This window comes from Enterobacter sp. H2G27 (genome assembly GCF_054403075.1).
The window spans coordinates 1,550,741-1,574,063 of the sequence record NZ_JBSVSI010000001.1 but is presented as its reverse complement, the minus strand read 5'-3'; the positions used below and the strand labels follow the sequence as shown (position 1 = coordinate 1,574,063).

Genomic DNA, 23,323 nt, shown 5'->3' with positions numbered 1-23,323 from the left:
TCAATCCCTCAATGATGCCTGGAATCGCTCTTTTAATGCCTCTACACATTTGGCGACGGTAGCGGCAATCTCCTCTTCTTCGAGTGTACGGCTGGTATCCTGAAGGATAAGGCTAATAGCGAGGCTCTTGAAACCTTCTGCTACGCCCTTGCCGCGGTACACGTCAAATAAGTTTACGCCAACTACCTGATTTACGCCAACTTTCTTACATTCGGCCAAAATATCTGCTGCGGGCACATTTTCCGCGACCACAACCGCGATATCACGGCGGTTTGCCGGGAAGCGGGAGACGTCCTGAGCCTGAGGAATCACGCGGTCAGCCACCGGGTTCCATTCCAGCTCGAACACGATGGTACGGCCGTTCAGGTCCAGTTTACGCTCCAGCTCAGGGTGAACAACCCCAATAAAACCAACGCGTTTGCCGTCTAAATAGATGGCAGCGCTCTGGCCCGGATGCAGGGCCGGGATGGCTTCTGCGCGGAATTCAATTTCAGATAATTTACCGGTCAGATCCAGAATCGCTTCCAGATCGCCCTTCATATCGTAGAAATCAACCGTCCCTTTTGCCAGGTCCCAGTGCTCTTCATAGCGGTTACCGCTGATAGCGCCAGCCAGCATGAGATCCTGACGGATGCCTAAATTTGCCTGATTATCCGGTACAAAGCGCAAACCGCTTTCGAAAATGCGCACGCGGTTTTGCTGACGATTCTGGTTATAAACGATAGTACCCAGCAGGCCCGTCCACAGGGACAGACGCATCGCGGACATTTCGCTGGAGATTGGGCTTGGCAGGATCAGCGCTTCCTGGCCCGGATGGATCAGCTGCTGCAGTTTTGGATCAACAAAGCTGTAGGTGATCACTTCCTGGTAGCCTTTGTCGTTCAGCATGGTTTTCACACGCTTCAGGGACAGGTCGGCTTCACGGTGGGTGCCCATCACCAGACCTGCCTGCACAGGCTCGTCAGGGATGTTGTTGTAGCCATAAACACGGGCCACTTCTTCCACCAGATCTTCTTCAATTTCCATGTCGAAACGCCATGACGGCGCAACGGCTTTCCATTCGTCCTGGCCTTCGGTTACTTCACAGCCCAGACGCTTCAGGATATCGGTCACCTGCGCATCGGCAACGTGGTGACCAATAAGACGATCCAGCTTGCTGCGGCGCAGGGTGATGGTCGCACGCTTCGGCAGCGTCGCTTCGTTGGTGACGTCGATAACCGGGCCCGCTTCACCGCCGCAGATGTCGATCAGCAGGCGGGTCGCACGTTCCATCGCTTTATACTGCAGCGCCGGGTCAACGCCGCGCTCGTAGCGGTGAGAGGCATCGGTATGCAGGCCGTGACGGCGTGCGCGACCGGTGATGGAGAGCGGGCTGAAGAACGCACATTCCAGCAGCACGTTTTGCGTCTCGTCGTTGACGCCTGAATGCTCGCCTCCGAAAATACCGCCCATTGCCAGCGCCTTGCTGTGGTCAGCAATCACCAAAGTGTCGGCGTTCAGTTTCGCTTCGCTGCCGTCCAGCAGAACCAGGGTTTCGCCCTCTTTCGCCATGCGCACAACGATGCCGCCGTCGATACGATCTTTATCAAACGCGTGCATTGGCTGGCCCAGCTCCAGCAGGACGTAGTTGGTCACGTCGACCACGGCGTCGATAGAGCGAATACCGCAGCGGCGCAGCTTCTCTTTCATCCACAGCGGAGTTGGCGCTTTCACGTTGATGCCTTTCACCACGCGACCGAGGTAGCGCGGGCAGGCATCCGCAGCGTCAACCTGAATAGGCAGCTCGTCACTGATGGTCGCTTCAACCGGCGCGATCTCCGGCGCGTTCAGTTCGGTCTGGTTCAGCACGGCCACGTCGCGCGCCACGCCGATAATACCTAAGCAGTCGGCACGGTTTGGCGTGACGCTGATTTCAATAGTGTTGTCGTCAAGCTTCAGGTATTCACGGATATCGGTGCCGATTGGCGCATCCAACGGCAGCTCAATGATGCCGTTGTGATCGTCGGAAATACCCAGCTCGGAGAAGGAGCACAGCATGCCTTCAGACGGCTCGCCGCGCAGCTTAGCCGCTTTAATTTTGAAATCGCCCGGCAGTACCGCCCCGACGGTCGCCACGGCCACCTTCAGGCCCTGACGGCAGTTTGGCGCACCGCAGACGATATCCAGCAGACGGTCACCGCCCACGTTCACTTTTGTCACGCGCAGTTTGTCAGCGTTAGGGTGCTGGCCGCACTCTACCACTTCACCGACGACCACGCCGTTGAATGCGCCGGAAACCGGCTCAACGCCGTCCACTTCCAGACCCGCCATGGTGATCTGGTTAGAAAGCGCGTCGCTGTCCAGCGTGGTGTTCACCCACTCGCGTAACCACAGTTCACTGAATTTCATTGTTCTGTCCTGCCCTTATTTAAACTGTTTGAGGAAACGCAGATCGTTTTCGAAGAATGCACGTAAGTCGGTCACGCCGTAGCGCAGCATGGTCAGACGCTCCATGCCCATACCGAAGGCAAAGCCGGAGTAGACTTCCGGATCGATACCTACGTTGCGCAGCACGTTTGGATGCACCATGCCGCAGCCCAGCACTTCCAGCCATTTGCCGTTTTTACCCATCACGTCAACTTCCGCAGACGGTTCGGTGAACGGGAAGTAGGACGGACGGAAACGAACCTGCAGATCTTCCTCAAAGAAGTTGTTCAGGAAATCGTGCAGCGTGCCCTTCAGGTTGGTGAAGCTGATGTTTTTATCAACAATCAGGCCTTCCATCTGGTGGAACATTGGGGTATGGGTCTGATCGTAGTCGTTACGATAGACGCGGCCCGGCGCGATAATACGGATCGGCGGTTCCTGCTCCTTCATGGTACGGATCTGAACGCCGGAGGTCTGAGTACGCAGCAGACGCGTTGCGTCGAACCAGAAAGTGTCGTGGTCAGCGCGTGCCGGATGATGGCCAGGAATGTTCAGGGCGTCGAAGTTATGGTAATCATCTTCGATTTCCGGGCCAGTCGCCACGGTAAAGCCGAGCTCACCGAAGAAACTTTCAATGCGATCGATAGTGCGGGTAACCGGGTGCAGACCGCCGTTCTCGATGCGGCGACCCGGCAGAGAGACGTCGATCGTCTCTGCGGCCAGACGCGCATTCAGCACAGCGCTTTCCAGCTCGGCTTTACGTGCGTTAAGCGCCTGCTGTACCTGCTCCTTGGCTTCGTTAATCACCGCTCCCGCTGCCGGACGTTCTTCTGGCGGCAGCTCACGCAGGGTTGTCATCTGAAGGGTCAGGTGCCCTTTCTTCCCAAGATATTCGACGCGGACATTGTCTAACGCGGCAACATCTGAGGCCTGATTAATGGCGGCTGTTGCACTGGCAACCAGCTCTGCGAGATGTGACATGATTTTCCTCATTATGTCGGTGCAGACACCGATTTGGTGGAGTTATTCTCTCAAATTCAGGCACAAAAAAAGCCTCCATCGGGAGGCTTATCTGCGCTGTTTTTCGTTTCATCTTTCACGCGCTAGCCTCCTGAAATCAGGTGCTAAAGTAAAAGAAGAAGCGGAAAATAGCAGCATTCATGCTTGCGTTACCTTGTCTGGTAAAAACCGTTAAGACCTTATTGAAAAGCCTGCACGGGTAAATGTCAATCTTCTTACAAGGTTATATGAAAAGAGGGAGCCAGGCCCCCTCTCTCAACTGGCTTATGCCAGTGCTGCTTTCGCTTTTTCGACCAGAGCGGTGAACGCTACTTTGTCGAATACTGCGATGTCAGCCAGGATCTTACGGTCGATTTCAACAGAGGCTTTTTTCAGGCCGTTGATGAATTTGCTGTAAGAAATACCGTTCTGACGTGCTGCTGCGTTGATACGCGCAATCCACAGTTGACGGAACTGACGCTTACGCTGACGACGGTCACGGTAAGCGTACTGACCTGCTTTGATAACAGCCTGGAAGGCAACGCGGTAAACGCGTGAACGCGCACCGTAGTAGCCTTTAGCTTGTTTCAAAATTTTCTTGTGACGTGCACGTGCAATTACACCACGTTTTACGCGAGCCATATGTGCTCTCCTGTATCTATATTCTTAGTAAAAAATTAAACGTTAACGGCTTATGCGTACGGCAGGCACGCGATAACCAGACCCAGATCGCCTTTAGAAACGAGGCCTTTTGGACGCAGGTGACGTTTACGCTTAGTAGATTTTTTGGTCAGAATATGACGCAGGTTTGCGTGCTTACGCTTAAATCCACCACCACCGGTTTTTTTGAAGCGCTTAGCAGCACCGCGTACGGTCTTAATTTTTGGCATCTTAATAACTTCCACTTCGCATTGTTAAATAAACGAAACATAGGCGAACAAAACCTATGAAACCCGAAGGCTCCACAGATTTTGCTGCTTGAAGGCCTTACTGTTTCTTCTTAGGAGCGAGCACCATGATCATCTGGCGGCCTTCGATCTTCGTAGGGAAGGATTCGACTACTGCCAGTTCACTCAGATCGTCACGGACGCGGTTAAGCACTTCCATACCAATCTGTTGGTGGGCCATCTCACGACCGCGGAAACGCAGTGTGATCTTGGCCTTATCGCCATCTTCCAGAAAGCGAATCAGGCTGCGGAGTTTTACCTGATAATCGCCATCGTCGGTACCAGGACGGAATTTGATTTCCTTAACCTGGATAACTTTTTGCTTCTTCTTCTGTTCCTTAGAAGACTTACTCTTTTCATAAAGGAACTTGCCGTAGTCCATGATACGACAAACTGGCGGTTCGGCGTTAGGGCTGATTTCAACTAAATCTACTCCAGCTTCTTCAGCTTTTTCGATCGCTTCTCTCAGACTCACAATCCCCAGTGGTTCACCTTCAAGATCTGTTAAGCGAACTTCCTGGGCGCGAATCTCGCCATTGATACGATTCGGACGTGCCGTTTGAACTCGTTTTCCGCCTTTAATACCTTATTCCTCCAGTTGTTGAAGACTGCGGCTGCGAATCTCTTGTTGCAGCTTCTCAATCACTTCACTTACGTCCAGGCTGCCCAGGTCTTTACCACGGCGGGTGCGAACGGCAACTTTGCCTGCTTCCACCTCTTTATCACCACAGACCAACATATACGGGACACGACGTAAAGTGTGCTCGCGGATTTTAAAGCCAATCTTCTCATTTCTCAAGTCTGCTTTTACGCGAATGCCCGCATTTTGTAGTTTCTGCGTCAATTCTTTAACGTAATCCGCCTGAGAATCGGTAATGTTCATCACCACGACCTGCACTGGCGCAAGCCAGGTTGGGAAGAAGCCAGCGAACTCTTCGGTCAGGATGCCGATGAAGCGCTCCAGTGAACCAAGAATTGCGCGGTGAATCATTACCGGTACCTGACGCTCGTTGTCTTCGCCAACATAAGAGGCGCTTAAACGCTGCGGCAGGGAGAAGTCCAGCTGTACAGTACCGCACTGCCATGCGCGATCGAGGCAGTCATACAGGGTAAATTCAATTTTCGGACCGTAGAATGCGCCCTCACCCAGCTGGTATTCGAACGGAATGCCGTTCTCTTCCAGCGCCACGGCGAGATCCGCTTCTGCGCGATCCCAGGTCTCATCGCTGCCGATACGTTTTTCCGGACGCGTTGAGAGTTTGACCACGATCTTCTCGAAGCCAAAGGTGCTGTACATATCGTAGACCATACGAATACAGGCGTTAACTTCGTCACGGACCTGATCTTCAGTACAGAAGATATGCGCATCATCCTGAGTAAAGCCACGAACACGCATCAGACCGTGCAACGCACCTGATGGTTCGTTACGGTGGCAGCTACCGAACTCCGCCATACGCAGCGGCAGGTCGCGGTAGGATTTCAGACCCTGGTTAAAGATCTGAACGTGACCCGGGCAGTTCATTGGCTTGATGCAGTATTCACGGTTCTCAGACGAGGTGGTGAACATCGCATCTTTGTAGTTGTCCCAGTGGCCGGTTTTTTCCCAGAGCACACGGTCCATCATGAACGGGCCTTTTACTTCCTGATACTGGTACTCTTTCAGCTTGGAGCGTACGAACGTTTCGAGCTCACGGAAGATGGTCCAGCCGTCGTTATGCCAGAACACCATACCCGGCGCTTCTTCCTGCATGTGGTACAGGTCAAGCTGCTTGCCGATTTTACGATGGTCACGCTTCGCCGCCTCTTCCAGGCGCAGCAGGTACGCGTTCAGGGCTTTTTTATCGGCCCACGCGGTACCATAGATACGCTGCAACATCTTGTTGTTGCTGTCACCGCGCCAGTAGGCGCCGGCGATCTTCATCAGCTTAAAGTGATGACAGAAGCGCATGTTCGGCACGTGCGGTCCACGGCACATGTCGACGTATTCTTCGTGATGGTACAAGCCAGGCTTGTCATCATGGGAAATATTTTCGTCAAGAATAGAGACTTTATAGCTCTCGCCGCGCTTCACGAAGGTTTCACGCGCTTCGTGCCAGCTGACTTTCTTCTTGATGACGTCATAGTTCGTTTCGGCGAGCTCGTGCATACGTTTTTCGAGCGCGTCGATATCTTCCTGAGTCAGAGTATGGTCAAGGTCAACGTCGTAGTAGAAACCATTGTCGATAACCGGACCGATCGCCATTTTGGTGTTTGGCCACAGCTGTTTGATGGCATGACCTAACAGGTGCGCGCAGGAGTGACGAATGATCTCCAGACCTTCTTCGTCTTTCGCGGTGATGATGGCAAGCGTCGCATCGTTTTCAATCAGATCGGAGGCATCCACCAGCTCACCGTTAACACGGCCAGCAATAGTCGCTTTCGCGAGACCAGGACCAATGTCCAGGGCAACATCCATTGGGCTAACAGCACGGTCGAAATGGCGTTGGCTGCCATCAGGAAGAGTAATTACAGGCATTTTATATCCTTATTTGCAGTGATGCCCCACACATAAGAGCATATACAAAGAAAATAATCGTGATTTGACAATAGATTACGACACCATCTGACCAACAATCGTCAAATTGGTTCGTCATCATTCACCTGCCGAATTCAGATTAATTCGGATTTACGGCAAGCGACGTAATGTTAACACTAACGGAAAGGAGATTGCACCCTCTGCGGCCAGATTGATGGGCTGGCACTTTCGCACGAATTTGCAGGTTGCTTCTCCCCTGCGCTCGCATTTCGATGATGCTGGGCTACTCTTGAACAGGTCCTTAAACCCAAAGGTGCATACCATGAACGTATCCAGTAGAACGGTTGTGATATTGAACATCCTTTCCGCCACAGGTTTATTGTTGATTCTCGCCGAACGATTCCACTGGTTCTGAGCCAGACCCTTCGCTGGCATAACCCAATCGATCCTGAAAAGGGGCATATTTCGGCCCTGTTTGGTAGACTGTGGATATTAACGAACAAGGATTAGGTTATGCCAACAAAACGATTTGCCGTAAAACACTGGAAAATGGTGCTGGTGCTGATTGCCATCTGCGGCGCAATGCTGCTACTCCGTTGGGCGGCAATGATTTGGGGCTAGGGGCGAATGCAGGTCATCAGAAGGGACATCAAAAAGTCACAGACAATAAACGGGCCGACATCATCATCGGCCCGCTTTTATTACATTCTATAACCCAGTGAAACCGTGGTTCTGCGGTCGGTATGATCCGGTGCAGATTCTGGTGGTGAAGAGTTCCAGGTCACGTTGTAGGCGAGTTTCAGACCAAAGTGTTCGTTGATAGCCACGTTAAGCGCCGTCTCAGAGTTCAACGTCGTATCGTCGGCACCAAATACAGAAACACCCTGGGTAAATTTGGTGTTGTCAGTCATCTGCCAGGCATAGGTACCGGAAGCGTAACCGAGCGGTTGAGTTTTGGTATCGCCATTGGTGTATTCGTCATAACGCACACCCGGACCGAATTCAAAACGGAAGCTGTGTACCGGTCCGTTCAGGAACTGACGACCATAACCGGCGGTGAAGACATCGCGCTGGCGATAACCGTTGTAACGGTCGGTTAACCAGCTCCCCTGACCAAACAGATAGTCATAGTCGGTCATGTTGTAACGGCTACGTCCGCCTACCGCATATTTCTCGGAAGAACGTTCGTCGTTAGCGGAAGTGTTGCTGGCATTACCCCACAGAGACCAGGCGGTAGTATTACCGTACCATGTGAGCGTACTGTCCGCCGTCAGAGAAGAGCTTTTCGTGTTACCGGATTGTGCCAGGTACCCAGCATTCAGGTTACCTTCAAACGGTTTTTTCGCGGTGGATGGATCGTCCATGACAGTAAAAACGGAATCATCGGCGGTCGCGTTCATAGCCGCAAACACGCCACCCGCCAGCATCAGTGCAGCGGGCACTGTCTTTAAAAGCTTCATTTTATTAAGGAGTCCGTACAACAAAAAAAGAGACCACACGGTCCCGGAATCTTTCTTGAGGATCAATGACAAGGCGTCCAGAGAAAGGTAACAAATTATAAAAAGTCGCAAATAACATAGCAATGTTTTCTTATTTCATTTTTTGAATAAGAACGATCTCAAAAAGCGTTTTATTTTATATATCTCCGGCCTGACTTTTATTCAGTATTCATATTTAAAATCATACTGTTATTTACATTGCCTTCCTGACAAATGGTGCCAGACTAAAAGGAACCCATGCTAAAAGGAGGTAATGATGGTTTCTATCTACACCCTGACGCTCTCCCCTTCCCTTGATTCCGCCACCCTGACGCCGCAGATTTACCCGGAAGGTAAATTGCGCTGTAGCGCCCCGGTCTTTGAGCCTGGCGGCGGCGGGATCAACGTGGCACGCGCCATTACCCATCTCGGCGGCAAAGCCACGGCCATTTTTCCCGCAGGTGGTGCTACCGGTGAACACCTGGTCTCTCTGCTGGCCGATGAACAGGTGGCCGTAGACACCGTCGAGGCGAAAGACTGGACGCGGCAAAACCTGCATGTCCACGTGGGATCCAGCGGCGAACAGTACCGGTTTGTCATGCCGGGCGCGAAACTTACCGATGACGAGTTCCGTCAGCTTGAAGAAAAAGTGCTGACGATAGAAAGCGGCGCGCTGCTGGTGGTAAGCGGCAGCCTGCCGCCTGGCGTCAGCACGGAAAAATTGACGGCGCTGATTCAGGCTGCACAGCAACGCGGTATCCGCTGCATCGTTGACAGCAGCGGCGAGGCCCTGCAGGCGGCACTGGTGCCGGGCAATCTGGAGTTGGTCAAACCCAACCAGAAAGAGTTAAGCGCGCTGGTCAACCGCGAACTGACGCAGCCTGACGATGTTCGCACCGCCGCGCAGGAGCTGGTGCGCAGCGGCAAAGCGCGGCGCGTAGTCGTCTCCCTTGGCCCTCAGGGGGCGCTTGCAGTTGATGAATCGTCATCCGTTCAGGTTGTTCCGCCGCCGATGAAGAGTCAGAGCACGGTTGGCGCGGGTGACAGCATGGTGGGCGCGATGACGCTCAAACTGGCGCAGGGCGCGTCTCTGCTCGAAATGACACGCTACGGCGTGGCGGCGGGTAGCGCCGCCACCATCAACCAGGGCACGCGTCTCTGTTCACTTGCCGATACGCAAAAAATCGTCGATTACCTGTCCCGAAATTAACGCCTGTTCCCCTTCGTCTTTACGGAGGGGAATGTCATCACCGAGTCGCCAAACGCAAACTATCGACTATGCTAAGAAAACTTCCATGATAACAATGAGGTGAATTATGAGCAGTGGTGACATCACACGCTACGTCGTGACCATCAACCTTCATGAGGCATCGCTGACCGAGCTGAATGAGCTCAACAATGCGTTTACCCGGGCTAATTTTCTCCTCACGCTGACGGATGACGAAGGCAATATTCATGATTTAGGCACCCTGACATTTGGTCTGATCGGCGCCCTGAGCCAGGAAGAGGTTCAAGCGCTGGCCGCCAGTCTGGTGGAGAGCGTGACCGACAAGCCTGGCGAAATTAACGTGGAAACCTGGGAAAGCTGGCGAAAAAAAGAACAATAAGTGCGCTGCATGAATTTAAACCGCTCAGGTGTGCGTTAGTTCGTATTTTTTTACCGCAATTATGCGCTAACTTTATGATCTGGCAGACAACATGGGAGAGTGAACATGTGGCAGGCTATCAGTCATCTTTTACGTGAGCAGCTGGGTGAAGGTGAAATTGAACTGCGTAACGAACTGCCAGGCGGTGAGATCCACGCCGCGTGGCATTTACGCTACGCAGGGCGCGATCTTTTCGTTAAATGCGATGAACGAGAGCTGCTTCCGATATTTACCGCCGAAGCCGATCAGCTGGAGCTGTTGTCGCGCAGTAAAACGGTGACGGTCCCACAGGTTCTGGCCGTAGGTAGCGACCGCGATTACAGTTTCCTGGTGATGGAGTACCTCCCCGCCCGTCCGCTGGACGCGCATAATGCATTCATTCTTGGCCAGCAGCTAGCGCGCCTCCATCAGTGGAGCGACCAGCCGCAGTTTGGGCTCGATTTTGACAACGACCTCTCCACCACGCCACAACCCAATGCCTGGCAGCGTCGCTGGTCGACTTTTTTTGCCGAGCAGCGCATTGGCTGGCAGCTTGAACTTGCCGCCGAGAAAGGGCTGGAATTTGGCAATATTGATGCCATCGTCGAGCATGTTCAGCAGCGTCTGGCCTCCCACCAGCCTCAGGCGTCTCTGCTTCACGGCGACTTATGGTCCGATAACTGCGCGCTGGGTCCAAACGGCCCCTACATCTTCGACCCGGCCTGCTACTGGGGTGACAGAGAGTGCGATCTTGCCATGCTGCCGCTGCATCCTGAACAGCCGCCGCAAATATATGATGGTTATCAGTCGGTTTCTCCCCTGCCGCCCGGTTTCCTCGACCGCCAGCCGGTGTATCAGCTTTATACCCTGATGAACCGAGCCATTCTTTTTGGCGGAGAACACCTTGTTAACGCGCAGCGGGCACTTGAGCGTATGCTTGCCGCCTGAGACGCGAACGGGTGGCTATGCAGCCACCCGTGTCGCTTACAGAAAACCGAGCAGTGAGAAGAAGAAATATCCCGCCACAATGATAATCACGGGAAGAATATAGAGCGGGAAAATTTGCAGGAAAATGGTGTGACGCGGCACAACAATGCGGGATTCAATCTGCTCCCGACTCATGCCTTCCGGGCCTTTGGCCTGCTCCAGAATCAACTGATCCTCAACGCCTTCGCGTAAAAAGCGCGTCTGACGGCTCATTCGCGCCCCAGAGGCCTGCAGTGCCAGCGCGACAAAGATCAGGGCGTATATCACCCAAAAGCCGATATTCAGCTGTTGATGAAAATCCGGGGTGGGTGAGTTAAACCAGAAAACATTCAAAAATGGCGTATTAAAACGCATCATCTCAATCATGACATGCGCAAAATCAAGCATTACCGCATTGATACCCGGCTGTTTTTCGCTGTGGTCGTACATAAATTTGAGTACAGAAATCAGCGTAGAAATGACGGCAGGAATAAAAATCACCCAGCCTGCAATACGTTTTAAGACCGCAATGCGTCCAGCTTGTTGATACGTCATCAGTTCCTCTTCATAAAGACGCGTTATTTGTGCCTAAGTCTACCTGCTGGTCATCAATTTCGCCCGCTCTTTAAAAGCAATATGCTAAATTGCAGATTGTGCTTAGCACTTATCGTCTGTCGTACACCCTGGATAAGGAGACGTTGTGATGTCGACACCGCGCCAAATACTTGCCGCAATTTTTGACATGGATGGATTACTGATCGATTCCGAACCGCTGTGGGATCGCGCCGAACTGGACGTTATGGCCAGCCTGGGCGTGGATATCAGCCGCCGTAATGAACTACCCGATACGCTGGGCCTGCGCATCGATATGGTGGTTGACCTATGGTTTGCCCAACAGCCGTGGACTGGACCGGGTCGAGACGAGGTAACCGCGCGCATTATCAGCCGTGCCATTTCGCTGGTGGAAGAGAACAAGCCGCTGCTGCCCGGCGTACGTGAGGCCGTCACGCTGTGTAAAGCCCAGGGGCTGAAGGTCGGACTGGCCTCGGCTTCACCGCTGCATATGCTGGAAAAAGTGCTCGTCATGTTTGAACTGCGCGACAGTTTCGACGCGCTGGCGTCCGCTGAAAAATTGCCTTACAGCAAGCCGCACCCGCAGGTCTATCTGGACTGCGCCGCTAAGCTCGGCCTGGATCCCCTCAACTGCGTTGCGCTGGAAGACTCCGTTAACGGCATGGTCGCCTCTAAAGCCGCGCGGATGCGCTCCATTGTGGTGCCTGCGGAAGAAGGCCGCCACGATCCCCGGTTTGCCCTCGCCGATGTGAAGCTAAATTCACTGGCAGAACTCACGGCGCATCATCTGCAGGGCGGTTAACTCTCTCCTCCGGTTTGTGACAAACAGTTACACCGTCACCTCTTCCGCCTACTGTATAAAAACCCTATACTGTATGAATTGACAGTTTTGTGGGTTTTATCATGACGGCGGAAGGCCACCTGCTTTTTTCAATCGCGTGCGCAGTATTTGCCAAAAACGCTGAACTTACCCCCGTGCTGGCACAGGGGGACTGGTGGCATATTGTTCCTTCCGCCGTATTGACCTGTCTGCTGCCCGACATCGACCACCCCAAGTCCTTCCTCGGACAGCGCCTGAAGTGGGTGTCTAAACCCATCGCCCGCGCGTTCGGCCACCGGGGGTTTACGCACAGCCTGCTGGCCGTGTTTGGCCTGCTGACGCTGTTCTATTTAAAAGTGCCCGAAAGCTGGATCGTCCCCGCTGACGCTATCCAGGGGATGGTGCTGGGCTATTTAAGCCATATCCTTGCCGATATGCTGACGCCTGCGGGCGTGCCGCTACTTTGGCCCTGCCGCTGGCGTTTCCGTTTTCCCATCCTTGCGCCGCAAAAAGGTAACCAGCTTGAGCGGGTATTGTGCATGGCGCTGTTTGCTTACGCCGTCTGGATGCCGCAAACGTTGCCCGAAAACAGTGCAGTCCGCTGGTCTTCCCAGATGATTAATTCGCTGCAATTTCAGTTCAATCGCTTTATTCATCACCAGATTGAACAATAAACCAACAAAATTATCCCATTTGTCATAACCCATTCCATTTGGATATAAGCGCTACATCACACTTCTGCTAACCTTCCGCCAACAGGATCGGTAAAAACCGACCCGATAATAAATCAGGAGAACGGGGATGAATTTTCCACTCATCGCGAACGTCGTTGTGTTCGCTGTATTGCTATTGCTTCTCGCGCAGGCGCGCCACAAACAGTGGAGCCTGGCGAAAAAGGTGCTGGTTGGTCTGGCCATGGGTGTCGTATTTGGTCTGGCATTACAGGCAATTTATGGCTCCGATAATCCAGTTCTTAAAGATTCCATTCAGTGGTTCAACATCGTCGGTAACGGCTATGTCCAGCTGCTGCAGATGATCGTTATGCCGCTGGTGTTCGCCTCTATTCTGAGCGCCGTTGCCCGCCTGCATAACGCGACTCAGCTGGGAAAAATCAGCTTCCTGACCATTGGTACGCTGCTGTTCACCACGCTGATTGCCGCGCTGGTGGGTGTGCTGGTCACCAACCTGTTTGGCCTGACCGCAGAAGGCCTGGTTCAGGGTACCGCTGAAACGGCGCGTCTGACCGCGATTCAGACCAACTACGTTGGTAAAGTGGCTGATCTGACCGTGCCGCAGATGGTGCTCTCCTTCATTCCGAAGAACCCGTTTGCTGACCTGACCGGTGCGAGCCCAACCTCGATCATCAGCGTGGTTATTTTCGCCGCGTTCCTGGGCGTAGCGGCGCTGAAGCTGCTGAAAGACGACGCGCCTAAAGGCGAACGCGTGCTGACCGCGATTGATACCCTGCAAAGCTGGGTGATGAAGCTGGTACGTCTGGTGATGCAGCTGACCCCGTACGGCGTGCTGGCGCTGATGACCAAAGTGGTTGCAGGCTCTAACCTGCAGGACATCATCAAGCTGGGCAGCTTCGTTGTCGCCTCTTATCTGGGCCTGGGCATTATGTTCGTGGTGCACGGCATCCTGCTGGGCGTGAACGGCGTCAGCCCGCTGAAGTACTTCCGTAAAGTCTGGCCGGTACTGACCTTTGCCTTCACCAGCCGCTCCAGCGCCGCGTCTATCCCGCTGAACGTGGAAGCGCAGACCCGTCGTCTGGGCGTGCCTGAATCCATCGCCAGCTTCTCTGCCTCCTTTGGTGCTACCATTGGTCAGAACGGCTGTGCGGGTCTTTACCCGGCGATGCTGGCGGTGATGGTTGCTCCTACAGTCGGCATCAACCCACTTGATCCGGTCTGGATCGCCACGCTGGTCGGGATTGTTACCGTAAGCTCCGCAGGCGTTGCGGGTGTTGGCGGTGGCGCAACCTTCGCCGCGCTGATTGTGCTGCCTGCGCTGGGTCTGCCCGTGACGCTGGTCGCCCTGCTGATCTCCGTTGAACCGCTGATCGACATGGGTCGTACCGCGCTGAACGTGAGCGGCTCCATGACCGCCGGCACGCTGACCAGCCAGTGGCTGAAGCAGACCGACAAAACGATTCTGGAAAGTGAAGACGACGCCGAGCTGGCGCACCGTTAATCACCGTCTGAAATAAAAAAACCGCCTGATGGCGGTTTTTTTATGGCTGTTATTCCTCAACCTCTTCATCCTGGCGGATCTGCATCGCCCACCGCTGCGCTGACTCCGGCACCGTAAAGGTGGGTGAGCGACGGAAATGTTCGCCGATCAGCACAAAGGCCACGTATTTCCCCCGCAGCAGCCAGACATCGCGAAAACCCTCCACTTTCAGGGCATGGTCAGGCGGCGCGGGCTCAACGCGGGGCACATAGCTAATAACCTGGCGGTTTTGTTGACGAAGAGGTTTCATAAGCGACTGGTTCACTAAAGCAAATTCTTGAAGCAGGAAAACTCTATGATAGCCGATCCTGCTGCCTTCCGTCGCGCCCCGAGTGGGTGAGAGGGCTCCTTTCGTTAATCACGTCATGTGAAAACTCTTAGTTCGCGAACCATGTCGCGACATTGTTCTATCCTTAATAGGGTTTTTAGCAATGGATAAAGGAGAAGCGTGCAATGTCGAACAAAGATAAAACACATCAATCACCGATTCATGGCACTGAAGAATCTCAACCGGGTATGGACTCTCTCGCCCCTGCTGACGGCTCTCACCGCCCCTCCCCTGGCCCTTCCGCGCCGGGAGAAGAGCCTACCGCACCGGGAAGCATGAAATCGCCGGATACGGGAAACGAGAAGCTGAAATCTCTTGAGCCACACCGTAAAGGCGGCGAAGGTTTTGCGCTCACCACCAATCAGGGCGTACGCATTACTGACGATCAGAACTCCCTTCGCGCAGGCGCGCGCGGGCCTACCCTGCTGGAAGACTTTATCCTGCGGGAAAAAATTACCCACTTCGACCACGAGCGGATACCGGAACGTATCGTCCACGCGCGCGGTTCCGCTGCGCACGGCTACTTCCAGCCCTACAAGAGCCTGAAAGCGATCACCAAAGCGGATTTCCTCTCCGACCCGGATAAAATCACCCCGGTGTTTGTGCGTTTCTCCACCGTGCAGGGCGGTGCGGGGTCGGCAGATACCGTCCGGGATATCCGCGGCTTTGCCACCAAGTTTTATACCGAAGAGGGGATTTTCGATCTGGTCGGCAATAATACGCCGGTGTTTTTCATTCAGGACGCGCATAAATTTCCTGACTTTGTCCATGCGGTAAAACCGGAGCCCCACTGGGCCATACCGCAGGGACAAAGCGCGCACGACACCTTCTGGGACTATGTCTCCCTGCAGCCTGAAACCTTACACAACGTGATGTGGGCGATGTCAGATCGCGGCATCCCCCGCAGCTACCGCACTATGGAAGGGTTTGGCATCCACACCTTCCGGATGATCAACGCCGAGGGGAAAGCCACGTTGGTCCGTTTCCACTGGAAGCCGGTTGCGGGTAAAGCCTCGCTGGTGTGGGACGAGGCGCAGAAGCTAACCGGGCGCGATCCGGACTTCCATCGCCGCGAGCTGTGGGAGTCCATTGAAGCGGGCGACTTCCCGGAGTACGAGCTGGGTCTGCAGCTCATTCCGGAAGAGGACGAATTTAGGTTCGATTTCGACCTGCTTGACCCGACGAAGCTGATCCCGGAAGAGCTGGTACCGGTGCAGCTGGTAGGTAAAATGGTGCTCAACCGCAACCCGGATAATTTCTTTGCCGAAAACGAGCAGGCCGCGTTCCACCCGGGGCATATCGTGCCGGGGCTGGACTTCACCAACGATCCGCTCCTGCAGGGACGCCTGTTCTCCTATACCGATACGCAGATCAGCCGACTCGGCGGGCCGAACTTCCACGAAATTCCGATTAACCGCCCAACCTGCCCGTACCATAACTTCCAGCGCGACGGGATGCACCGTCAGGATATTGATACCAACCCGGCTAACTATGAGCCGAACTCCATCAACGATAACTGGCCGCGTGAAACCCCTCCCGGGCCGAAACGCGGTGGCTTCGAATCGTACCAGGAGCGTATCGATGGCAACAAAATTCGCGAGCGTAGCCCCTCGTTCGGCGAATATTACGCCCACCCTCGCCTGTTCTGGAACAGCCAGACGCCGATTGAGCAACAGCACATCATCGGCGGCTTCAGCTTTGAGCTGAGCAAAGTGGTGCGCACCTACATCCGCGAGCGGGTAGTCGATCAGCTGGCGCATATTGATATTCAGCTAGCCCAGAGCGTTGCGGACAACCTGGGCATTACGCTGACCGACGAGCAGCGCAATCTTGCCCCGCCGAAAGAGGTTAACGGGGTGAAGAAAGATCCGTCTCTGAGCCTGTATGCGGTGCCGAGCGGCTCGATAAAAGGCCGCGTGGTCGCCATTCTGCTGAACGACAGAACCCGCGCCAGCGACGTGCTGGGAATTATGCAGGCGCTTAAAACCCAGGGCGTGCATGCCAAACTGCTCTATTCCCGCATGGGTGAAGTGACGGCCGACGATGGTTCTGTGCTGCCGGTCGCGGCGACCTTTGCCGGTGCGCCATCGCTCACAGTCGATGCGGTAATTGTTCCGGGCGGAGATCTTGCCAGCCTGCTGACCAACGGCGACGCCGTCTATTATCTGCTGGAAGCCTATAAGCACCTGAAGCCGATCGCGCTGTCCGGCGACGCGCGACAGTTTAAGGCGCAGCTGAAGGTAGCCGATCAGGGTGAGGACGGGATTGTCGAGGGCGATAACGTTGACGATGCCTTTATGACGAAGCTGTTTGATTTGCTCGCCGCGCACCGCGTCTGGTCGCGAAGCAGCAAGATTGACCAGATACCGGCGTAAAAAAAGCCGGGTGGCGCTTGCGCTTACCCGGCCTACATTCGATTGGTTTTGTAGGCCCGATAAGGCAAAGCCGCCACCGGGCTTTATTTCAAAGATCCCCGAACGTCCCCAAACGATACCCTCGCTCGGCAATCGCGTATTTCAACGACGGCGACGTCAGGACATCCAGCTCCGCCAGGCGCGGCCAGCAGTAGGCGCTTTTATGCACGGTGTTATCGACAAAGGCAGGATGCGCCATGACCTCCAGCGACCGTTCCCCTCGCGCGGCGGAATCATCCAGCACCGTCAGGAACAGCGCGTCGCTGATCTCTTCTCCGTAAAATGCGCAGCTGAATCCCTCAGTGGTGGTGACAGCGCAGTCCGGCAATCCGCGCACCTCCCGATCCACGCGCATCGCGACGCCGTTGCGCTTTGCGAAATCAGCGACAATTGGGAAAATCGCCGGGATCATATGCACGTGGTGATGGCTATCGATGTGCGTCGGCGCCCTACCAAACACATCAACAAAGCGGTTGAACTGACTCTCCAGCTCGCGGGCAATCTCTTCGAGCGGCAGAGCACCCTGCTCCGCCAGTTCCCAAATCCATTTGCCCAGCTGGCCGTCGCGCGTCAGGCCCGGCATTGGAGAAAGCGGCATCCCGAGCGTCAGTACAAAATGCATGCCGACGCCCAGCTCAGGCACCTCGCGGCTCAGCTGCGCCGCGTGTTCAACCGCCTCACCATTAACCAGCGCCGTGGTAGAGGTCACCACACCCCGGCGACAGGCTTCAATAATGCCGTAGTTCTGGCCTTTCGAGAGGCCAAAATCATCAGCATTAACGATCAGCAGGTTTTCCATTGTGCGTCCTCTTATTGCTGTTTGAACTTCAGCTTCTCGATCGTAGCGGCAAAGTTTGGCAACCATTTCTCATGCGCCAGGATCATCTCGCTGGCCAGCTGCTCCGCGTCGCGGTCGGAATGCACCAGCGGGCTAAGGTTCAACGCCAGCAGCACGTCATTGAGTTCGCCGCTTAGCGCCGCATTGCTTGCCGCCACTTCAAAGCCTTTGATGGTATGAATCAGGCCCATGACCTTGTCATCGAAGTGGGTGATACGAGGATGCGGTTTAGCCCCCTCGCGCCCCAGGATGCAGGTCATCTCAACCGCCCAGTCAGCCGGAATATTGTCGATATGTCCATGATGCGGCACATTCACATAGTGCTCCGCCTGCTTGTCGTTGTAGATGGCGTTGATCACTTCGCACGCCGCATCGGAGTAGTAGGCCCCGCCGCGCTGCTCCAGCTCTTTCGGTTTGACGTTCAGGTTCGGATCTTTATACAAATCGAACAGCTGCTTCTCGACCTTCTGAACGATCTGCGCACGCGCGCCGCCCTTATAGTACTCGCCCATTTCGATGGCCAGCATCTCTTTCTGCTTGAAGTAGTAAAGCAAATACGAGCAAGGCAGCAGATTCAGCGAGCGGATCAACCCTTCGCTAAACGGCAGGTCAAAGATGTTTTTCACCGATGCCGCCGTCAGGCGACCGGAAGCAACGCCGTCCAGCAGTTCGGCAAACCGTGATTTACCGTTCACGATAACGTCTTTAATGAACACCATGTGGTTCAGGCCGAACAGGTCGATTGAGAGGTCGTCGCTGTCGGTCAGCTCCAGCACGTCGCGGATGAACATCTTCATGCCGATCGGAATATTACAGACGCCGATAAAACGTTTGAAGTTCGTATGCCGATAGACCGCCTCGGTCACCATCCCGGCCGGGTTGGTGAAGTTAATCACCCACGCGTTCGGGCAGATCTCCTGCACGTCTTTGACGATGTCGAAAATGACCGGGATGGTACGCAGGCCTTTAAAAAGGCCGCCCGCGCCGTTGGTCTCCTGCCCCAGATAGCCATGGCTCAGGGGAATACGTTCGTCCAGCTCACGCGCTTTCAGCTGGCCGACGCGCAGCTGGGTGGTCACGAAATCCGCATCTTTCAGCGCCAGACGACGGTCCAGGGTTTTATGCACGGTCAAAGGCACGCCGGCTTTTTCCACCATGCGCTTGCACAGGTCGAAAATAATATTCAGCTTTTCCTGACCTTCCTCAACGTCCACCAGCCATAATTCGCTGACTGGTAATTCATGATAACGTTTCAGAAAGCCTTCCAGTAATTCCGGGGTATAGCTGCTGCCGCCACCAATGGTTACGACTTTTAATTTCTTCTGCATAATATCTCCCTTAGCGTATCAGGTTAATCGCCTGCAAGGTATAGCGTGCTCTTCCCGCTATTTGGGCAAGCCATTAAAGCAATATTCGTGGCGGATAATCCGCCGACAGTTAATTAATTACCGTTAAATTTTTCCGGTAACTGTTCGGGGTAAATGACGTCAATTTCTTAAAGGTTTTAATAAACAGGCTGGGACTGCTGTATCCTGACTCGTATGCAATATCGGTGACAGAATAGTTGGTGATTTCCAGCTGTTTTTTAGCAAAATTAATGCGGATTTCATTAATAATTTGCACGGGCGTTTTACGATAATAACGCTGCGTCGCGCGGGTCAGATATTCCTGGGATTTCCCCGACAGGGAGACCATATTTTCCAGCGCATTTTCGCTGAACTGGCCTTTATCGTGCATCAGCTCAACGGTGCTGCGCAGCCACTGTGGAATATCATCCGTTACCTGCTGCTCTTCCCGATGGTGGCGCAGCCGGTTCATCACGTAGAAGGTCACCGTTTCAATAAACTCATCAAATTCATTGTCGCGGAAGTTAAGCGAGGCGATAACCGTTTCAATCCACGTCATGAACTCGTTTTTGACCCGATAGACCTGAGAGGCCACAAAGCAGAACGGCACCAGCGGCAGATAGTGCTTCTCGAAGAAACGTCTGCTGACGCCCACGTTCAGAATGCGGGTGGCACCAAATTCGTAAAAGCTCTGGTGGTAAGACCCCATCGGCAGGAAGACGAAATCCCCTCGTTCAAGCAGGACGCGCTTACCGTTGATCTCCTGATAGTAGCGACCGGTCAGAACAATCGTGAACTCGTAGTAGTCATGCTGGTGCAGACCGCTGGCGCTCTCCGTTTTGTTGTAGATAACCACGTGAAAATTTTTGCCGTTAAACAGCTGCTGTTCAAGCGCGGTTTTGATTTCCATCGTGCTGACCTCCTGCTACTCAGTCTGACTTACTGCATCTTCTCGTGAAGCTCAATGAGCTCCGCCACCAGCTCGCGCGCCAGCATCGAGGTCATCAGGTGATCCTGCGCGTGGACCAGCACCAGGCTGACCTTCATCTTTCCTTCGCCCTGATCGCTTTCAATCAGCTTTGTTTGCACCAGATGCGCTTCGTTAAGCGCCGTGCGGGACTGTTCCATCATGGTTTTTGCCGCGGCGAAATCCCCCTGCTTGGCCTGCTTCAGTGCGCCATAGGCCAGGCTGCGGGCCTGCCCGGAGTTGATGATAAGCCCCATCACCACTTCTTCCAGATCGTTCTCGGCGGCTTCGTCTGCGACAATACTATCCAAATCTAACATGTTTAAGCTCCTTGTGGCTGGCGCGGGTTTCCCCGCGCCGGTCAATCTTAAAATTTCAGTGAGAGGGCAATATCCTCTTCGCTCTCTTCTTCATCAATGATGGTGGCGGCTTTGTTCGCAATCGCCACGAACGGCATGTACAGCAGGGTGGCAACCCCGAGGTTGAATATCGCCAGCAGGAAGGCCGCGACGCTGCCGTTGGTGTTGAAGAAGGCGCCCAGACCCGCCGGCATGGTCCACGGCGCAATGTTGGTGACCGGTGGTATGATGCCCATGTAATACGCCGTCAGGGTGATAGCGGCCAGCAGCGGCTGAATCAGGATGAACGGAATGAACATTACCGGGTTCATGATGATTGGCAGACCGAACAGAATCGGTTCGTTAATCTGGAAGATGCCTGATGGCAGCGCCAGCTTCGCGACCTGACGGTAGTCAGCACGGCGAGAGACAATAAAGACCGCGATGATCAGACCCAAGGTCGCCCCGGTACCGCCCAGGAAGATATAGGAGTCAAGCATCGGCTTCGCCCACACATGGAAGGTTTTACCCGCTGCCAGCGCCGCGTCAACGGAGCCGTACTGTTGGTAAAGCGCAACGTTTTCCAGTGCCCATGGGGTCATAATTCCGCTGTCCAGCGCGGCCAGTGCCAGTGAACCATGCACGCCAAAGAACCACAGCAGAGAGGTGAAAATCACATACGCCCAACCGACTACGCCACCCATCGACGCCAGCGGCGTAGAGATAGAGTCCATGATGATCTGGTGGAAGTTTGTGCCCCAGTGGGAGAGCGCCCAGGCGATAATCCCCATGATGGAGAGAATAATGAAGCCCGGAATCAACGCGGAAAATGAACGAGAAACAGAAGCCGGTACGCTATCCGGCAGGCGGATAACCCAGTTGCGGCGGATAATAAAGGTGAACATCTCTGCCACCACCAGACCGATAACAATACCGGAGATGATGTTGGCCCCGCCCAGCCAGTTGGCACCGACGGCATAGGCTTCACCCACGCTGTATGGCGTTACGGTCATAAAGGCGGCGACAGATAATAACCCGGCGGCCAGCGGATCCACCTTACGCTCTTCTGCCAGTGCCATCCCAATAAAGAAAGGCGCCATCAGCGACATAATCCCCAACGTACCGTTATAGACGTTGCCGCCGATGGCTTTAAAACCATTAAGGGTTTCAATAGTAGAAGCGTCTAACCGAATTCCTAATGAATAAAAGAAGGAACCTTCACCAAAGCTCAGAAAAACGTTGTTAATTAAAACGAACATGGCCCCGGCCAGCGTCAACGGCATTAATTTAATAAAGCCGTTTTTGATGGCATTAACGTGAGGCTGCTTTCCTATTTTAACAGCAAAAGGAAGGAGTACCTTTTCAAGTGAAGCGATGACTTTACTCATAGGAAAATACCCTTAAATGCCGTAACGCATGTTACGGCGTATTGTGTGTGAAATAACTCTTTGACGGGAAAAATAAAAATTAATTAGCAGCTTTTTTAATGGCTGCCACAGCAGCTTTAAGAACACCTAAACCATCAATTTTGCCGTACAGCCCCGAGTCGATCACTTCGACCGGTTTATTCGGTAACAGTCGTTGAATTTCGGGCAACATATAGGCAATTTGCGGTCCCAGTAAAACGACATCGGCTGTCTGACCTTTTTCGCCCGCCAGCGTCTCGGGGAACGCTTCAATCACCACAGGGACTTCATACTTTTCAGCCTGCGCACGCATCTTTGAAACCAGAAGCGAGGTTGACATGCCCGCTGAGCAGAACAGGTAGATATGTTTCTTTTCCATCGTGATTTCCCTCTTGTATGACTACCTGCCATCGCGCTATCACTCGACTCGCTGTCCCAGCAGACAGGTAGCTCGCGTACTGTTGTTTATCGTTGGAGTGAGTATACGCAATGGTACAGACAGGGGATAATTCTGGATAGACTCAAATTGTCTCTCATTGACCTGGCTTGTTGACTCCCTTCACATTTCGGGCAAATAATTCGCGCAAAGAAATAAGATTTTCTGATGCATAAAAAAACCGGCCCTGGGGGCCGGTTTTTTACATCCTCAGGCAAGCAGGGTTACTGCGCCTTAGGTGCCTGCGGATCGGTATCGTATTCAGCACAGGTCTGATAGCCGGAGTTAATCACATGGCCGGTATCATCCAGGGCGACAAAGTAGGTTTCTGCCTTACCATCACGTTGACCCAGGATATAGGTCTGGCAGGTCCCTTTCGCATGAATCATGGTCACTTCAGAAGAAGGTTTACCGGCAATCGCAGCCACCTGCGAACGGGTCATCCCTTTTTTAACGTCTTTTACTACGGGCTGCGTAAACTGATCCTTAGTGCGATCGTAAGCCGTACACCCTGCCAGCATAGTCAGTACCGCCGCTGCGCTAAGAATTCCTGCTACGTTCTTGTTCATATTCCGTCCTCTTGTTTATCAGCGTGTTATCTAAGCATGGGATAAAAAGTACTATTGTTCAACTTTGTGAGTTACGCCAGACGAATTTCGGAAAATTCTAATAAAACAACGATAAGCTGC

The 23,323-nt window shown here is 53.8% G+C and carries 26 protein-coding genes and 1 other annotated feature; of the genes, 9 read left to right on the top strand and 17 right to left on the bottom strand.

Features of this window, described 5'->3' with window-relative positions:
- From pheT to thrS, 7 genes are all read right to left on the bottom strand, one after another.
- Entirely contained in the window at positions 1–2,388 is a 2,388-nt protein-coding gene (pheT, locus tag ACW9E7_RS07460; RefSeq protein ID WP_458727495.1) for a phenylalanine--tRNA ligase subunit beta, read from the bottom strand.
- A gap of 15 nt (positions 2,389–2,403) precedes the next feature.
- Positions 2,404–3,387: a phenylalanine--tRNA ligase subunit alpha gene (gene pheS / locus ACW9E7_RS07455; protein WP_020884406.1), complete on the bottom strand. Its 984-nt coding sequence runs from the start codon at positions 3,385–3,387 to the stop codon at positions 2,404–2,406.
- 62 nt (positions 3,388–3,449) lie between these two features.
- Positions 3,450–3,573: a sequence feature (Phe leader region), on the bottom strand.
- A complete protein-coding gene (gene pheM / locus ACW9E7_RS07450; protein WP_001386830.1) occupies positions 3,524–3,568 on the bottom strand; it encodes a pheST operon leader peptide PheM in 45 nt (14 codons plus the stop codon). Its footprint overlaps the feature before it by 45 nt.
- A 117-nt stretch (positions 3,574–3,690) precedes the next feature.
- Positions 3,691–4,047, bottom strand: coding sequence for a 50S ribosomal protein L20 (gene rplT, locus ACW9E7_RS07445; protein WP_000124850.1), 357 nt, complete (start codon positions 4,045–4,047; stop codon positions 3,691–3,693).
- Between the two features lie 50 nt (positions 4,048–4,097).
- Positions 4,098–4,295: a 50S ribosomal protein L35 gene (rpmI, locus tag ACW9E7_RS07440; RefSeq protein ID WP_003030583.1), complete on the bottom strand. Its 198-nt coding sequence runs from the start codon at positions 4,293–4,295 to the stop codon at positions 4,098–4,100.
- Positions 4,296–4,392: 97 nt separating this feature from the next.
- A complete protein-coding gene (infC, locus tag ACW9E7_RS07435; protein WP_014069901.1) occupies positions 4,393–4,935 on the bottom strand; it encodes a translation initiation factor IF-3 in 543 nt (180 codons plus the stop codon).
- Between the two features lie 3 nt (positions 4,936–4,938).
- A complete protein-coding gene (gene thrS, locus ACW9E7_RS07430; RefSeq protein WP_008500657.1) occupies positions 4,939–6,867 on the bottom strand; it encodes a threonine--tRNA ligase in 1,929 nt (642 codons plus the stop codon).
- A 214-nt stretch (positions 6,868–7,081) separates the two neighbouring features.
- Between thrS and yncL the strand changes: the two genes are divergently transcribed.
- Positions 7,082–7,282: a stress response membrane protein YncL gene (gene yncL, locus ACW9E7_RS07425; RefSeq protein ID WP_320717749.1), complete on the top strand. Its 201-nt coding sequence runs from the start codon at positions 7,082–7,084 to the stop codon at positions 7,280–7,282.
- Between the two features lie 98 nt (positions 7,283–7,380).
- Positions 7,381–7,488 (top strand): small membrane protein YniD, encoded by a 108-nt coding sequence (gene yniD, locus ACW9E7_RS07420; RefSeq protein WP_008500658.1) that lies wholly within the window; start codon positions 7,381–7,383, stop codon positions 7,486–7,488.
- Positions 7,489–7,568: 80 nt separating this feature from the next.
- Here yniD and ACW9E7_RS07415 read toward each other — a convergent pair whose 3' ends face one another.
- The gene (locus tag ACW9E7_RS07415; protein WP_111965612.1) at positions 7,569–8,327 is read right to left on the bottom strand and encodes a DUF481 domain-containing protein; all 759 of its coding nucleotides are present in this window, start codon (positions 8,325–8,327) and stop codon (positions 7,569–7,571) included.
- Positions 8,328–8,622: 295 nt separating this feature from the next.
- Between ACW9E7_RS07415 and pfkB the strand changes: the two genes are divergently transcribed.
- The 3 genes from pfkB (at position 8,623) to ACW9E7_RS07400 (ending at position 10,918) form a co-directional block, all read left to right on the top strand.
- Positions 8,623–9,555 (top strand): 6-phosphofructokinase II, encoded by a 933-nt coding sequence (gene pfkB / locus ACW9E7_RS07410; RefSeq protein WP_127732767.1) that lies wholly within the window; start codon positions 8,623–8,625, stop codon positions 9,553–9,555.
- A gap of 106 nt (positions 9,556–9,661) precedes the next feature.
- Positions 9,662–9,952: a type V toxin-antitoxin system endoribonuclease antitoxin GhoS gene (gene ghoS, locus ACW9E7_RS07405; protein WP_136194712.1), complete on the top strand. Its 291-nt coding sequence runs from the start codon at positions 9,662–9,664 to the stop codon at positions 9,950–9,952.
- Positions 9,953–10,057: 105 nt separating this feature from the next.
- A complete protein-coding gene (locus ACW9E7_RS07400; protein WP_024909435.1) occupies positions 10,058–10,918 on the top strand; it encodes a fructosamine kinase family protein in 861 nt (286 codons plus the stop codon).
- A gap of 36 nt (positions 10,919–10,954) precedes the next feature.
- Here the strand turns inward: ACW9E7_RS07400 and ACW9E7_RS07395 are convergent, their stop codons facing one another.
- Positions 10,955–11,491: a YniB family protein gene (locus ACW9E7_RS07395; RefSeq protein ID WP_023311291.1), complete on the bottom strand. Its 537-nt coding sequence runs from the start codon at positions 11,489–11,491 to the stop codon at positions 10,955–10,957.
- Positions 11,492–11,639: 148 nt separating this feature from the next.
- Here ACW9E7_RS07395 and hxpB point away from each other — a divergent pair, with 148 nt between their 5' ends.
- The 3 genes from hxpB to ACW9E7_RS07380 all read left to right on the top strand — a co-directional run bounded on the left by hxpB (position 11,640) and on the right by ACW9E7_RS07380 (position 14,522).
- On the top strand, positions 11,640–12,311 hold the full coding sequence (gene hxpB, locus ACW9E7_RS07390) for a hexitol phosphatase HxpB (RefSeq protein WP_458727494.1): 672 nt from the start codon (positions 11,640–11,642) through the stop codon (positions 12,309–12,311).
- Positions 12,312–12,412: 101 nt separating this feature from the next.
- Entirely contained in the window at positions 12,413–13,003 is a 591-nt protein-coding gene (locus ACW9E7_RS07385) for a metal-dependent hydrolase (RefSeq protein ID WP_014883483.1), read from the top strand.
- Positions 13,004–13,130: 127 nt separating this feature from the next.
- Positions 13,131–14,522 (top strand): L-cystine transporter, encoded by a 1,392-nt coding sequence (locus tag ACW9E7_RS07380; RefSeq protein ID WP_111965608.1) that lies wholly within the window; start codon positions 13,131–13,133, stop codon positions 14,520–14,522.
- A gap of 49 nt (positions 14,523–14,571) precedes the next feature.
- Here the strand turns inward: ACW9E7_RS07380 and cedA are convergent, their stop codons facing one another.
- Complete coding sequence (cedA, locus tag ACW9E7_RS07375; protein ID WP_072032690.1) at positions 14,572–14,826, bottom strand: cell division activator CedA; 255 nt, start codon at positions 14,824–14,826, stop codon at positions 14,572–14,574.
- A 188-nt stretch (positions 14,827–15,014) separates the two neighbouring features.
- Between cedA and katE the strand changes: the two genes are divergently transcribed.
- On the top strand, positions 15,015–17,264 hold the full coding sequence (gene katE / locus ACW9E7_RS07370) for a catalase HPII (protein ID WP_458727493.1): 2,250 nt from the start codon (positions 15,015–15,017) through the stop codon (positions 17,262–17,264).
- Positions 17,265–17,352: 88 nt separating this feature from the next.
- Here katE and chbG read toward each other — a convergent pair whose 3' ends face one another.
- The 7 genes from chbG to osmE all read right to left on the bottom strand — a co-directional run bounded on the left by chbG (position 17,353) and on the right by osmE (position 23,203).
- A complete protein-coding gene (gene chbG / locus ACW9E7_RS07365; RefSeq protein WP_458727492.1) occupies positions 17,353–18,102 on the bottom strand; it encodes a chitin disaccharide deacetylase in 750 nt (249 codons plus the stop codon).
- 11 nt (positions 18,103–18,113) lie between these two features.
- A complete protein-coding gene (locus ACW9E7_RS07360; RefSeq protein ID WP_115874820.1) occupies positions 18,114–19,469 on the bottom strand; it encodes a 6-phospho-beta-glucosidase in 1,356 nt (451 codons plus the stop codon).
- 109 nt (positions 19,470–19,578) lie between these two features.
- Entirely contained in the window at positions 19,579–20,397 is an 819-nt protein-coding gene (chbR, locus tag ACW9E7_RS07355; RefSeq protein WP_029740446.1) for a transcriptional regulator ChbR, read from the bottom strand.
- A gap of 29 nt (positions 20,398–20,426) precedes the next feature.
- Positions 20,427–20,774 carry a PTS N,N'-diacetylchitobiose transporter subunit IIA gene (chbA, locus tag ACW9E7_RS07350; protein WP_115874818.1) on the bottom strand — a complete coding sequence of 116 codons (348 nt, stop codon included), beginning with the start codon at positions 20,772–20,774 and terminating at the stop codon, positions 20,427–20,429.
- A gap of 47 nt (positions 20,775–20,821) precedes the next feature.
- Positions 20,822–22,180: a PTS N,N'-diacetylchitobiose transporter subunit IIC gene (gene chbC, locus ACW9E7_RS07345; RefSeq protein ID WP_032657878.1), complete on the bottom strand. Its 1,359-nt coding sequence runs from the start codon at positions 22,178–22,180 to the stop codon at positions 20,822–20,824.
- Between the two features lie 79 nt (positions 22,181–22,259).
- On the bottom strand, positions 22,260–22,577 hold the full coding sequence (chbB, locus tag ACW9E7_RS07340; protein WP_008500676.1) for a PTS N,N'-diacetylchitobiose transporter subunit IIB: 318 nt from the start codon (positions 22,575–22,577) through the stop codon (positions 22,260–22,262).
- Between the two features lie 281 nt (positions 22,578–22,858).
- On the bottom strand, positions 22,859–23,203 hold the full coding sequence (gene osmE / locus ACW9E7_RS07335; RefSeq protein WP_010430142.1) for an osmotically-inducible lipoprotein OsmE: 345 nt from the start codon (positions 23,201–23,203) through the stop codon (positions 22,859–22,861).
- Positions 23,204–23,323 lie beyond the last annotated feature (120 nt).